This is a genomic window from Mycobacterium syngnathidarum (assembly GCF_001942625.1).
In the GTDB taxonomy this organism is placed as follows: Bacteria; Actinomycetota; Actinomycetes; order Mycobacteriales; family Mycobacteriaceae; genus Mycobacterium; species Mycobacterium syngnathidarum.
The window spans coordinates 34,956-48,105 of record NZ_MLCL01000073.1 but is presented as its reverse complement, the minus strand read 5'-3'; the positions used below and the strand labels follow the sequence as shown (position 1 = coordinate 48,105).

General features: G+C 63.9%; 10 protein-coding genes and 1 pseudogene. 4 read left to right on the top strand and 7 right to left on the bottom strand.

Annotation, left to right across the window (positions count from 1 at the left end; all coding sequences use genetic code 11):
* Positions 1-287: 287 nt before the first annotated feature.
* Together BKG60_RS32020 and BKG60_RS32200 are read right to left on the bottom strand one after the other, a co-directional pair.
* Positions 288-464 carry a hypothetical protein gene (locus BKG60_RS32020; protein ID WP_019348427.1) on the bottom strand — a complete coding sequence of 59 codons (177 nt, stop codon included), beginning with the start codon at positions 462-464 and terminating at the stop codon, positions 288-290.
* Positions 465-616: 152 nt separating this feature from the next.
* Positions 617-1,120 carry a helix-turn-helix domain-containing protein gene (locus BKG60_RS32200; RefSeq protein WP_235624418.1) on the bottom strand — a complete coding sequence of 168 codons (504 nt, stop codon included), beginning with the start codon at positions 1,118-1,120 and terminating at the stop codon, positions 617-619.
* A gap of 364 nt (positions 1,121-1,484) precedes the next feature.
* Between BKG60_RS32200 and BKG60_RS18880 the strand changes: the two are divergent.
* Positions 1,485-1,892 (top strand): annotated as a pseudogene (locus tag BKG60_RS18880) (peptidoglycan endopeptidase); the annotation flags it as partial.
* A 1,113-nt stretch (positions 1,893-3,005) separates the two neighbouring features.
* Here the strand turns inward: BKG60_RS18880 and BKG60_RS32015 are convergent.
* From BKG60_RS32015 to BKG60_RS18870, 3 genes are all read right to left on the bottom strand, one after another.
* The gene (locus BKG60_RS32015; protein WP_165588884.1) at positions 3,006-3,149 is read right to left on the bottom strand and encodes a hypothetical protein; all 144 of its coding nucleotides are present in this window, start codon (positions 3,147-3,149) and stop codon (positions 3,006-3,008) included.
* A gap of 46 nt (positions 3,150-3,195) precedes the next feature.
* Complete coding sequence (locus BKG60_RS31745; protein WP_047036523.1) at positions 3,196-3,426, bottom strand: hypothetical protein; 231 nt, start codon at positions 3,424-3,426, stop codon at positions 3,196-3,198.
* Between the two features lie 184 nt (positions 3,427-3,610).
* Entirely contained in the window at positions 3,611-3,940 is a 330-nt protein-coding gene (locus BKG60_RS18870) for a helix-turn-helix domain-containing protein (protein ID WP_052773173.1), read from the bottom strand.
* Between the two features lie 266 nt (positions 3,941-4,206).
* On the opposite strand from BKG60_RS18870, the gene eccB reads away from it, so the two are divergent.
* Positions 4,207-5,937, top strand: coding sequence for a type VII secretion protein EccB (eccB, locus tag BKG60_RS18865; RefSeq protein WP_050979180.1), 1,731 nt, complete (start codon positions 4,207-4,209; stop codon positions 5,935-5,937).
* Positions 5,938-5,974: 37 nt separating this feature from the next.
* Positions 5,975-10,204 (top strand): FtsK/SpoIIIE domain-containing protein, encoded by a 4,230-nt coding sequence (locus tag BKG60_RS18860; RefSeq protein WP_242663605.1) that lies wholly within the window; start codon positions 5,975-5,977, stop codon positions 10,202-10,204.
* Positions 10,205-10,262: 58 nt separating this feature from the next.
* Here BKG60_RS18860 and BKG60_RS18855 read toward each other — a convergent pair whose 3' ends face one another.
* Both BKG60_RS18855 and BKG60_RS18850 read right to left on the bottom strand, forming a co-directional pair.
* Entirely contained in the window at positions 10,263-10,976 is a 714-nt protein-coding gene (locus BKG60_RS18855) for an LppX_LprAFG lipoprotein (protein WP_083339319.1), read from the bottom strand.
* A 54-nt stretch (positions 10,977-11,030) separates the two neighbouring features.
* Positions 11,031-11,810, bottom strand: a complete 780-nt coding sequence (locus BKG60_RS18850) for an HNH endonuclease family protein (protein WP_234709453.1) — start codon at positions 11,808-11,810, stop codon at positions 11,031-11,033.
* Between the two features lie 525 nt (positions 11,811-12,335).
* Here BKG60_RS18850 and BKG60_RS18845 point away from each other — a divergent pair.
* The gene (locus BKG60_RS18845) at positions 12,336-13,121 is read left to right on the top strand and encodes a hypothetical protein (RefSeq protein WP_070945710.1); all 786 of its coding nucleotides are present in this window, start codon (positions 12,336-12,338) and stop codon (positions 13,119-13,121) included.
* The last annotated feature ends 29 nt before the right edge of the window (positions 13,122-13,150 follow it).

Genomic DNA, 13,150 nt, shown 5'->3' with positions numbered 1-13,150 from the left:
CAGTCTCGTGGCATCCCAACCACTCTGTGTCCCGGTGCCCATCGCCGCCGAATCCGATGTTGGTGTCCGGGGAGACCTCCGCGCTCACCGAATCCTCCTCCTTCACACACGGCCGTCTCGCTCTCGTCCCAAAAGAGAGCGGGCCCCTGTCGCTAAAGTGGAGAATAGGATCGACGGTGGGAATCACCTCAAAGCAACTGCGCGCCACGCCGGGGGAGCGGTCGGGGGACGCGCTGCCGTGATGTCTCGACGCACCCCCGGCCGCGTGTGGCGAGTGCGGGACAAGGTCAAGACTCGGCGTTGGCGGCGTTCCAGCCCCGGCTGAAAGCTGCCAGCAGGTGCGTCTTCTCACCGACTGCGGCGTCGGCGACCTCGGCCATGATGGTGGGATCCAGAGCCGCGGCTGCCGGGCGACCGGCGGCGAAAGCGTTACGGCCCAGCTGCTCAGCTTGTCGATCGTCCACGGGCTCTTCCCCTTTCCCTGTGCACGGTTCGCGCACACTGCCGACTTTGATCCATCCGCGGTGCGGATGTTCCGCAGACTTGCGGCTGGCGCAGTGAAACCACGTGTGAGGCGCAATGGCGTCGACGACAGACGTGCCGGGTGAGTAACGAATTAGCGATCGCGGGAAGGGGCGCGCCTCGTGGTCTTCTTGGCTACAGCTTTGCGCGGGGCCTTGGCGGGCGTGGATTTCTTCGCAGTCACGGCTGCCTTTTTAGCGGGGGCTTTAGCGACTTTGACTGGCGCAGACTTCTTCACGGCGGGGGCCGCGACTTTCTTGGCAGGAGCTTTCTTCGCACTTCGAGGAGAGGTGTTGGCCGGAACCGATTCCGGAGCCAGTCTGCGTGCGCGCCGGACACGGGCCATCGCCCGTTCATCGCCGGAGATTGCCTGCATCATGATGTGCGAGGGGATGTCGTAGGCCCGGGATAGGGCGTCAAGTTCTGGAACACGGCATGGCCGGTCACCGATCTCGATCCGCGAGAGGACTGCGCGATTGACGTTGGATGCCTCCGCGCCGGCATCGAGATCCATCCCCACTGCTGCGCGTGCCTGACGCAGCACCGCTCCCACTGCCTCGTCGGTCAGGTCGTAGGTGCGCTGGGGGTGAATAGGCACAGTGCGTCCTTCCGCTTTAACCGAGGCGCGTTCACGTCTCTAACGTGGAGATTATGGCAAAACCACCCGTGGCGGCTACCGTAACAGCGCAGGGACGTGACATGTTGGCGAAAACAGGCGTTTCCGGGAGCGCTGAGTCTTGGAGCATGCCCCCTCGGAGAGATCGAGCGGGCCACATGGCGCGCAACACGCTCGCTGCGGGCGATGCGCGAGCGGTGGTGTGAACGCATCGTTTGCGGAACCTAGCAGCACGACACTGGAGATGAACCCACACAGTCGAAGTTCTCTGCCTGCGTGATAGCTAAGTTTTTGCTGACACGCGCCACATGCGCCGTGTCATGTCCGCATCGGAGACAGTGCGGGCATGACACCAGACGCGATCGCAGCGATCCTGGTCCTTCTGTCCAAGGTCCAGGGAACTCCGTACATCCCCGGGGGCAATAGCGCCGCGGGAACCGACTGTTCTGGGTTGGCGTCCTGGGTAGCCAACACCGCGGTGGGACGCGACCCATTCTCGGGGCGATTCAGCACCGCCGACGAGGCATCCGAACTGGCTTCCCGCGGGTTCGTCCAAGGCACAGCACCCAATGCCCTCGTAATTGGGTGGAACGCGTCGCACACCGCGGTGACGTTGCCCGAGGGTACAACGGTGTCCTCCGGTGAAGGTGGCGGGGTGAAGTTCGGCGGCCCAGGTGCCTACCAGCGCCAGTTCACCCACTACATGCATCTGCCGGTCGTTGCGGATACGCCACCCGATACGCCCGCGCCACCTCGGGCATAGGCCCGAGTACACGGCTGCGGTCGACGTACCGGTTCTAGATGCCCCCGCGGCGCCCGCGGACGCTCCGGCACCAGACCCCGATCCCCGCCGACGTGCCTGGCCCCGAGATGGTTCCAGCTGAAGCCCCGCATTCCGGTGCGAGTGCGCCCCCTGAATGCAATAAGTCGACCCGGCTGAGTGCAGCGGGTTACACCGTCCCTGCTGATCGGTTTTTGCGGCCGGCTCCGATCGCTGCGATTCTCCGGACCATGGCGGGCCATGAGAGTTCGACCTCCCCGCCCGGTGTCGCGCCCTGCTACGCGAGTAGAGCCCGAATCGAGACCCAGGATGCGTCCGGGTTCACCATCGAGCGGCACCTGCCGGCGACACGCACCGCTGCTGCCGATGTGCCTCGGGGTACCCCCCGCCACTGCGGCGGCGATGCCCCGCGTAGGGGCGTCCGATGCGCTCCCAACTTGTCGTGTCACGAGTCCCGCGCCCATCTGTTCGAACAGGTTTTCGACAGACCGGTTCCCGGTTTCCCGCTGGATTTGTCGGATGTAAATTGTCCCGTTCGCGCTGAACCTCCCCGTACTTCGATGTAAATTACCCGTTTGACCTGCGGTAACTGTCACCGCTCCGGTCACTTCACCGCTCAGCTGGGCAAACACGCATCTGTCGTGGGAATGGGGGGTGCCTCCGACAGCGGATATTCTCTGTTTCAGAGAGAATGCAGGTAAAGATATGTATCTAGAACAACTAACTAATTAGCTTTCACCTATAGACCCTGTTGCCTTCTGTCACGCCGAGCTGTCCGAGGCACCCCCCATTCCCACGACAGCTACGCATTGGTGCATGTGAACCGAAAAGTCACCGATTTACTGACAGTTACCGCAGGTCAAATGGGAAATTTACGGTGAAACTCGGGGAGGTCTAGCTAGCGGCGAACCATGCCGGCCGGCTGAACCGGAAACGAATGCGAGAAAGCGCCAGGGATGCAGCGGATCCGGCGGGCGGGTCCCAGGACTCCGAGGAGGGCTCGATGGGAGCTCCACTGGCTGCAGTAGTCGGGGGCGATCCGAGGCGCCCCTTCCGGCACCGTGGGGAGGGCCGCGGTCGGCTCGGTCAGCCGGTCTCGACGTCGGCGTAGTGGCCATCGACAAGCGGTGGTGCGCCGTGTTCTGAGAGGTGTGTCCGCCACATGGGCGCAACGGCCAGCCCGATCAGGTGGGGAAAGTGGGACCAGCGCTGCAAGGCTGAGATGCTCACCGGGGCGACGACGCGCCGATATCGGAAACACAGCAGCGACAAGCCCTCACGTATCTCGCCGCCGAGAACGGCGTGCAGGGAGCGCCCGAGAACTGCGGCGGCTGCGAATGGCGCCGGCCGTGATCATCGCCAGTTGCCGCCTCACTGAGGTCGACGCGCCCGTCGGCCCGTCGACGCGGTGCCGGATGAAGTTGCGGGTGCCGGCTTCGAGGATCGGCGTGAGAATTCCGGCAACCTCGTCGATTTTGTGCGAGCAACCGGCGGTGTGGCCCATCATGAGCATTCGGTGCTGAGGGTGGGCGGCTGGTGTCATGGTGAGGTCGCCGCAATGCTCAGCGCCGGTTTCTGCCCACCGTGCGGCAACATGATTCGAGCGAGCTAGCGGCAGCCGTCAGTGCATAGCCCAGGATGGCGTTCGCCGGCGTCCCGGAATGCGATGTTGCTTTTGATGCCGGGTCGCATCAGGCAATTGCACTGTTCTTGGCTTTGCGGCGCCGGCCGTCAGAAGCCTGTGTGATGGTGCGCTGGCGGGCTTGCTCTAGCAGCTTGTCCACCGGGATGGGCAAGGCCGCGGCAATGGTGGACAGCTCGGTGGCGCGGCAGGGGCGCTGACCGAGCTCGATACGCGAGAGCACCCTTACGTCGATCCCGGTGTCACGGGAGAGCTGATTCTGGCTGATTCCACGGTTCTGACGTTCGATACGAATGATTGCCCCGATCCGCGCGTCGGTCAGCCGAGGCCGCTTCTGGGCGCGGATGCACTGCGCGGGGCGCGCGCCTGAGGTGGTCATCGTCGAGTGTCTCCGTCATGTCGTGAGTAATCTCTAAAGTAGAGAGCTTTAGTTTGATCGTATGTGACAGGAACAGGCGCTGCAAGGCGCGGGTGGCCTGTACATGTTGTCCCATCGGTGGAGGGAACCCGCCGGGAATGGTGGGGGATACAGCGTTTTCGGTCACCCTACGAGGCCCGATACGCACATCACTACATGCAGCGCCACGCCCATCACGCACACGGCGGGTGCGCTAACCCGCGCCCCACCCGTGCCGTGGCGGATCAATCGACAACGCTCAGCCCCCGAATGCGCCGCTCGCAACAGGCCCGGCGCCGGCGATCGAGGAGGTATCGGTGCCCTGGTATCTGACAACCCCGCGGCAGATCAAGGGATACAGGCGCGAATTGAATCGTGTCGACGAAGCCCTGTCGCGTCAGGATGTGCGGGGCCTAGGTTCCCCTTTGAAGCGAATGCGCGGCTGGCTCGGGCTGGGCTTCGGAGGCGGCATCCTTATCCTGGTTGCGGCGTTCGTGGTGTCGCTGATCAGTCCGAAACCTGACGGCAGTGTCGCCGAAATTGTCACGACCCGAAGCGGTGGCATGTTCGTCCAGTTCAATGGGCGCCTGCACCCGGTGACCAACCTGGCCTCCGCGAGGCTGATTGTGGGCAAGGCCGACGATGCGAAGGTCGTCACCGATATCGCGCTGCGTTCGATGCCGACTGGCCCACTGATGGGAATCCCCAATGCGCCGAACTTGCTTACGCCGCGTACCGATGAAGAGGCGGCCTGGACGGTGTGCGACTGGCGCGACACCGCTGTGCCGTTGTCGCTGCTGCGCTCCGGTGACATCACCACTGCGGTCATCGCTGGGAAAGACATGTTGGAAGGTGGCGAGGACCTTGGCCAGACGCGGGCAGTTCTGGTTCGACCGTCCACCGATCCTTCTCAGCTGTGGTTGATCTACCGTGACACCCGTGCTCAAGTGGGCCGAGGCGACTTCGCCGCACAAGCCGCTCTGGGTCTGACTCCCGCCCGCATTGACTCGGCCGCGGTGGTGTCCCCGGCACTACTGGGGGCGATTTCGGCCTCGCCGGTCTTGACCGCACCGCAACTGGCTGATCAGGGCCAGCCAAGCGCAGCGGTCCCCGGGTCGGCTATCGGCGACGTGTTGACGGTGTCCACCGCATCAGGGGCCCGCGCCTTCTATCTGGTGGGCCGCACCGGAATTCAGCAAGTGGGGCCCGTGCTGGCCCAGATGATGGTCAATGTCGGTGCTGCACAGCGGCTGATCGAGGATCCCGCCACAGTGCAGACCTTCGAACGCGTGTCGATCGTCGACGACGGCCGGTTCCCGTCGTCGGTGCCGACCCTCGTCTCGAATCCAGCGCTGTGCTGGAGCTGGACTAAGACTCGCGGTGAATTGGCGGCGCACACACGGGTTTTCACCAACTCGAAGATGCCACTGACTGAAGCAGGACGTATCTCGACCGTGCGCCTGCTGCCCAACGAGGGAACCGCCGAGCAGGCGACCGACGCGATCACGCGACCGGGGTATGGCTGGTATGCCCGCGTCACCGGGGACGCCGCTGATTCGGTGGCCGCCGAACAGGTGTTGTGGATCGACCCGAACGGGACCCGCTTCCCGATCGATGCGGTGATTCCAGACAGCGGCAACAAGCTCGACGTCTCCTACGACCCGACAGTGAAGGCGCTAGGACTCGAGAACGTGTTCCCGACCCCGATCCCGTGGTCGGTGGCCAAGCTGTATGCGCCTGGGGCCACGTTGTCGATCAAGAACGCACAGGTGATGCAGGGAACGATCAAGCCATTCTCTCAGGTACCGAGTCCGGCGAGGACCGCCAACCAGGCACCGCCCGCGCAAGCTCCTAGCCCCACTGGGGACCAGACCCCGCCGCCGGCTGCGCCGCCTGACGATTCGGCGCCGGAGGAGACCGTAGCGCCCACCGATTCTGCCTCCGCCGTACCGGCGCCCACTGCTGACGCCGCCGGCTGATCCGACACCCTGACCTGCTTCGAAGGAAGGACCTTCCGTGTTGTTCAACGAGTTCCGGCCAGCACCACGGCCGCAGACACAGCTCAGTCCGACCGGGGTGGAGATCCCGGCTCCGCTGCCCGCGCCGGAGCCGGACCGCCGGCCGACCTGGCAACGGATGCTTCCGCTTCTCATGGTCGGAGTCATGGTCGCGATGGTGGGGGGCATGGCGCTGTTGGGTGTCCGCGCGATCACCTCGGTTTTGTTCAGCGTTCCAATGATGATGATGATGCTGATCATGCATCTGAGCACCCAGCGCGGGGGTGCGTCCGGTGGCGACATCGAGCAAGAGATCGAGCGCTACGACTTGGACTTGCGGGAGCGGCGCGCCGAAATCCACGACCAGGGCCGGGCGATGCATGATCTGCGCACTACCTGCTTCCCGCACCCGTCGGATCTCCTGTCCCTGGTGGGAACTGAGGAAATGTGGCAGGCAGATCCGAATCCGGACATCGGCCGGGTGGTTCCCCCTGAGAGCGAACAGGATCCGGACGTCAAGCATCTGACGGCGAACCCGTTCCTGCGGGCCCGGGTGGGCATCGGTGTGGCTCCGCTGTTCCCGAAGCTGCCCAAGGCTGAGGAGATGGTGATCGAGATGACCGAACCGGTCACCTTGGTGCGGTACCAGCGGGCAATGAACACATTGTCGGTGGTGGCCAACCTGCCGATCGACGTGCGCTTGAGCGAGTGGCCTGCTTACGCGCTGCGCGGTGACGAGTCGGCGCGCCTGGATCTGGTGCGGGCAATGGTGATGAGTCTGGCGTTCAACCACCGACCCAGTGATCTGAATATCGGTGTCATTACCGATGATCCGAAGGCATGGGAATGGATCAAGTGGTTGCCGCACCTCGAGGACATCTCGAAGGTAGAGAAGGGGACCGGCCCTCGCCTGCTGGCGTGGCGCAGTCTGGACGAGTTCGCGGTGCGCCACGCAGCTGTGATCGAGCGGATCCGTTCCGGCGGGGATGATCGGCCACCGCACTTGCTGGTGATTGTCGATACCCCTGAGCAGATGGTGGCATGGCCGGCGACGATGGCCGGCGGGATGGATGGCATGACATGGCTCGTGGTGCGCTACGGCACCGATCTGGTCTCTGAAGAGCGGTCGCGCATTCTGCTCAAGAACGGCCGCGTGTCGACGCTCGAAGACTACGACGCCGCGGCAGCCGATTCCGCGTCGGCGACCCTGGCCGAGACGTTCGCGCGTGCGATGTATCAGCACCGCCCGAAAGGCTATGGTGCCGGAGGCGGAGTCCAGGATGAGCGGGCCGAACATATTCCGGACTTCTTCGAAGCCATCGCGATAGGCAACATCGAAACGCACGACCTCATCAAAGTGTGGAAGTCCAACGCGTTCACCGACGAGATCAAAGTTCCGTTCGGGTACATGCGCAAGGGCGATGAACTCACCCCCGAGCTGAGCTTCCTGAACTTCTACGAGGAGAACCGCGACGGCAACGGCCCACACGGGGCGATCGCCGGCCGCACCGGATCGGGGAAGTCGTACTTTCTGCGGGCAATTGTGCTGGCGCTGCTCGCCTTGTACGGGCCCGACAAGGTGGCGCTTATCCTCGCTGACTTCAAAGGCGGTTCGACATTCCTGGGGATGGACCCCGACCGGATTCCGCACGTGGTGGCCAACATCTCCGATCTGGAGCACACCGCAGAGCTGGTGGATCGTCTCGGCGCGGTGATCGATGGTGAGGTCACCCGTCGCGAGGAGTTCATCACCGGCGAAAAGGGATGCAAGGACATCTTCGAATACCGCGAGCAGCAGCAGAAACATCCCAACGATCCGCTGTGGCCTCCGGTGCCGGACCTGATTGTCGTCATCGACGAGTTCGGTGAATTCCTCAAGAAACGTCCGGGATACCTGGAACTGTTGACTCGAGTCGGCCGCGTTGGCCGTTCACTCGGCATGCACCTGGTCATGTGCAGTCAGTACATCGACCAGTCCGTGCTCGGTGATCTTCTGCAGCACTTGACGTTCCGCTACTCGTTGGCGGTGAACTCGCCCCAGCATTCGAACGTGATGCTCGGCACCGACGACGCGGCCCGGATGATCAAAGGCAACCTCAAGGGCAAGATCCTGCGCAAGTTCACCACCGACCACGGCCCGGTCGAGGTCGCGGCGTTCCATCACGAGGCCGCCTACATACGCAAGACGGTGGTCGAACGCGCCCGCTCGGGCGGCGATTCGGCTGAGGCGATCGCAGAAGCGGTCCTGCCGTTCGCCCTGTTCACCGAACGCAGCTTCACTCCAACGGTCGTCGACGGCGAGGTCGTCAACGTCAAGCAGGAGGAAACCGGCGACAGGATGAGTGACGTACTGCTGGAGAAGGTTTCTCGGCTGGCGGACATGAAGGTGCTCGACCTGTGGAAGCCCTCACTGCGTGAGCCTCTGAGTCTGCCGACACTGAATCTGAGCCGTTCCTCTGTGGGGCTGAGTATCCGTATCGGCGACCTCGATGTGCCCGAGAAGCACACCCGCTTGCCATGGTTCATGGACTTCAGCGGCGCTCTGCCGCACCAGGTTATTGCCGGTGGCGGTAAGTCCGGGCGCACCACGTTGTTGCAGACGCTGGTCATCTGTGGCTGCCTGCAGTACGGGCCGGGCCGGCTGGCGTTTATGCTCGCCGACTACGGAACCGGCAAGCTGGGCGAGGTCAAAAACAGCCCGAACGTAGCGTCGTATGCAGCCCCCGGCAGCGCTGACGGAGTGTCGCGGATCCTGGGTGAGGCCCGGCGAGTCATCGGGCTTCGCCGTGAAGCGATGGTGGACCGTGCAGTCTCCTCGGTGGACGCCTACCTTGACTCAAAAGTCGACAACCCTGTTCCCGGTGACCCATACGGTCGGGTGATGGTGCTGATCGACGGCATCGGGGGGTTCCTCGGCGAAGACCGTTCCGAACGGGCCAAGCTGCTGCGCCCGATCCTCGACCTCGGCGCTGCTGTCGGTGTGCATCTGGTGTTCACCGCTGATTCTTCCGGCGGCGGCACCAGCGGCAACGTGGCTCACTACTCCATCGACGTTCCCGGTGGTGTGCAGTTGCCTGCAACCGATTACGCCGGCGCCAAGATGGCTCCAGAGCTGCGGATGAATCTCAAAACCCTGATCCCGCAAGATCAGCCGGGACGGTCGGTGGATCCGTACAGCACCAAGCAGGCTCGAACGGTGGTGCCGATCAACCGCGAAATCGAACCCGATTCGTTCGCCAGGGGCATGCCGGTGTTCGAGGTGAACGACTATGGCGCCGAGATCCGGGGCCTGTGCGACCAGCTGGCCGAGGTGTTCGCCGCCGAGCAGGTGCCTGTTGTCCGACCCGCAGACCCGGTGATCGACTTTGAGACGATCTGGTCGGTCTATGCGCCGCTGGTCCCACCGAACCGTCATCCGGTACAGACACACTTCCCGGTGGGCTCCCTGACGGACACCCTGGAACTCGCGCTCGTTCCGAACAGGTCGCAGGACCTGCTGGTGTACGGCGAGAAAGGCTGTGGCAAGACCAATGTGCTGCGGATGCACATGGAGTCGGTGATGCGTCAGTTCGCGCCGAAGGACGCCGTGATCGTCGTCATCGACCCGCTGCGTCAGCAACTCGGCGAACGAGACCGCCTCTACGCGCGTGGTCACGTGCGGCCGGCGAAGTTCGGCGAGCCTCGCGCGGACGGCACAACCAATCGGATCCGGCCCCCTGGCTATGTCAGCTCGGCTGAGGATCTCAAAGATGTTGCCGACATGCTGGTGCGGCTGATGGGCCAACGTCGACCCAGCGAGGACGCAACCGCCGAGGATCTGATCAACCGGACCTACTTCACTGGTCCGGAGGTGTACGTGTACATCGACAACTTTCACGCAATCTCCGAGGGCTACATGGCCAAGACCGTGTTCGACACTGTCGAAGTCGGCGATCAGACAGTCTCCAAGCTGCTGTCGACGGGAACTGACCTCGGGGTGCACTTCATCATCTCCGACGACGGTGGGTTCAACGACCGGGTGAAGTCGGCCGCGATGCTTGCGGCACTGCGCGAGAAAATGATGGCCCCGATCCTGCAGTTGGCCGGGCAACCGTCCTCGGGTATGCCTATCCCGCAGGCGTACCATCTCAAGCCTTCTCGGTGGCGTCCTGGCCAGGGGCGGCTCATCATCGACGCGGACGCGTACGAGATGGTGCAGACGGCGCACATCGATGTCAATGCGGTGGCGGCGAGGTTCGAACAAAAGTAGGGCATACGACAACGCCCCGGTTCCGGTGGTCTGGGCCGGGGCGTTGTCGTATGCGGGATCAGTGTGTGTCGCGGATCTGCAGAGTCAGCGCTCCGCCCCTAGCGGTGATGATGAGCTGTACCAGCGCATTGCCGGCGTCAGGGTCCAGCCACAGTGTCACGGGCACGGATACCCGGTTGCGCAGGCTGTCGCGGGGGAGTACGGCCTCGGCGGCGGCGCCGGGAAGTTCACCGCGGAGTTTCACCGTGCCGGCGACCTGTCCATCGTTGACCGGTTGTGGACCTTCGAACGACACCGGTGAGATTGTTTCGATCATCGACGCCAGGCCCAGCTGCGGGTCCAGAAGCAGTGTCGGGTCGAAGTTTCCGCGCGCTGGGCCGACAGTGAAAGGTTCTCCGTCCGCGGAGTCGAGGAACAGCTCGCCGTCTCGGACTTGGAAGTTCGCCTGCTGCCGTTCGCCGTTGATCATGAGGTTGGCGTTGCCGTTCGCGGCTGCCGGGTCGGTGCTCACCTGCGCCGCGTAGGACGATGCAATCAGATTCTCTATTCCGGTGGTGGCCACCATGATGGTTGCCGCGGTTGTGGTGCGCAGCCTTAGAGCTGCATCGGCCACCGCGGCGGACGGGTCAGAGGGAAGGTCCGGTGCTGCGGCGGCTGTCTCCGCGGCCGGGGGCGAGCCTGTCGGCGGTGGAGCTGCAGTAGTCGAGCAGCCGCTGGCCAATAGGACGGCGGCCAGTGCGGTGGCCACAGCAGAGACGGTGGGGGTGGGCATGGCCGGGGACGGTAAAGGCCTCGGCGTCGATGTCTGGCCGGTGGCGCGGCGAGTTCAGCAGTACCCTCGGAAACGCATCATCACCGACTTCTCGGCGGCGGTCACAGTGAGCCGGTACTTGTTCTTCACCTGCACCTGTCGCTTGACGTACGTGCACTGGAAGGATGGGTTCGGCGGCAACCACTGATCGGCCGAAGCCGCGCCCTTGGACTGGTTTGCCGAACCGTCGGCGGCCATCAGATTCAAGGGGTCGTTCGCGATCTGCGTGCGCCGCTGCGGCGACCATGACGCCGCCCCCGACACCCACGAATTGGCCAATGCCACTAGATGATCGACCTGCACGCGGGCCGATGTATCTGGGCCGCGGGTGAAAGTGACCACGGTGCCTGTATACGGGTCGGCCAGCGTGCCAGAGAGTACTTTGCAGCCGTCGCGGGTCAGGGCTCCGGTCATATCCCGAGCCAGGATGTCGTCGCGGGTGTTGCATCCATTGTGTCCGTATTCGACGTCCACGTTATCGGTCCACGCCGCACCGAAGCGGTCTCGGGCGTACCCGCGCATGGACCCCGACTTGGCTACCGTCAGCGTGGCCGGGTCGTCGCTCGGGGTGCCCGTCCCTCCGATTCCGTCCGGCAAGGTTTGAGCCGGGTTGATCCGTTCGGTTGCCCAGTTGATGGCGGTGTCGGCATAGGCGCGCACACCGTTCGGACCGACGCGGACAATGACAGCGATCGCCACGATGATGGCGGCGATCACCAACACTGTCCGTGCAAGTTCGCCCGAAACTCCGAGCACGCCACCCTTTTTGGACTTCTTCGACTCTCTGTCAGCCACGATCGCAGACTGTCGCCGCACTCGCGCGACTGCGGCGACTACGGCGCGACTTGCGGGGACTGTCGCCGCCGCGGTGGGCGCGCCCTGAAGGCAGGCGGTGCTTCAATAGCGTGTCATGTCCCGTGGTTGCCTTGCGGCAAGTTGTCTCGCACGGAGTCACAGTCAACGGTCACGGGGGCTGTTGGAAGCGCTACGGCGCGGTGGTTGTAGCGCTGCGCGTAGTTCCGTGGGAATGCACGGTTCCGTCGAAACGCAGCGCCAACAGGCAGTTCAGAACGGTGAACCGGGCCGCTTATCGGCCGACGTGTCCCCTCTCGTGGCGATCGTTGTAGCGGCGCGTGTGGAGATGTCTGTAGCGGGGCGTCAGGCGCCGATGCTGGGTCAGGTGTACCCCACCGCGCCGTAGACGGCCGAACGCAAACGTTGGGACCAATGTTGTGCCCGCAGCCCGGCACCCACACCGCCGATGCTGCTCGTCGCCGGGATTCACCGCGGCGGGAGCCAAGGAATCAGAAGGTGGAACGCATGCCCGTCATCATCGACAACGAATCGTTCGTCAAGGGACTGTCTGCGGCCAAAGTGATGGCCTATTCGGGAAACGACGACCCAACCCACGCCGCGGTCGTGCTGGGCTCGAGCCGGGTGGAGGCCGGTGACAGTGGAACTCAGAACAGCCTGGCCTTCATCGCCTCAGACGGTGTCAGTCCTGGGCAGGCGATCTTCGAGTGCGACGGCGATCTGAAGTTGGTGAAGTTCTCGGTCGACCAGGCGTCACAACTGTTGTCGGCGGCCAAGGGTGCGGCAGCGGCGGTCAAGAAGCTCGACAAGGAAGCCGACTGCTCCGTTGAGCTCTCGGTGGTCGACAACGGCGCAACGCTGCTGATGCGCACGCTTACCGACGGCGACCCGGGCGAGGCCGACTCGCGCCACTACATCCCATTGCAGGACGCCGAGGACTTCCCGATCCGCTCGACGATCAGCCGACTCAATGCTCGTGGTGCCAAAGAGATTCTCGGCACGCGAGGAGCGGGTGACGAACAGACACTCGCGCCGCTGGGCGCCGGCAACGTGCAATCGTTCACCGCTGATGCCATCAAGAAAATGAGCGCGATCACTGCAGTGTTCAAAGAGCCTGTCGAGCTCTACACGCGGGAACACCCAGCTTCGATCGTGACTATCACGTGCGCAGGGGTGTTCCGTGCGGTACTGGCTGCACATGCCTATTCACCCGACCTGGACGTCGATGATCCGGAAGTGCCGGTAGCGATAGGTCTGATCGACGACAACAACGCCGAAGCTGACGCAGCGTGACCGCATGCCCTGACAAGGACTTCGACGCA

Coding starts and splice junctions, on each gene's coding strand:
- BKG60_RS31745 (WP_047036523.1), bottom strand. CDS start 3,426: ATGATGGGCCACACCGCCGGTTGCTCGCACAAAATCGACGAGGTTGCC.
- BKG60_RS18855 (WP_083339319.1), bottom strand. CDS start 10,976: ATGCCCACCCCCACCGTCTCTGCTGTGGCCACCGCACTGGCCGCCGTC.
- BKG60_RS18845 (WP_070945710.1), top strand. CDS start 12,336: ATGCCCGTCATCATCGACAACGAATCGTTCGTCAAGGGACTGTCTGCG.
- BKG60_RS18870 (WP_052773173.1), bottom strand. CDS start 3,940: ATGACCACCTCAGGCGCGCGCCCCGCGCAGTGCATCCGCGCCCAGAAG.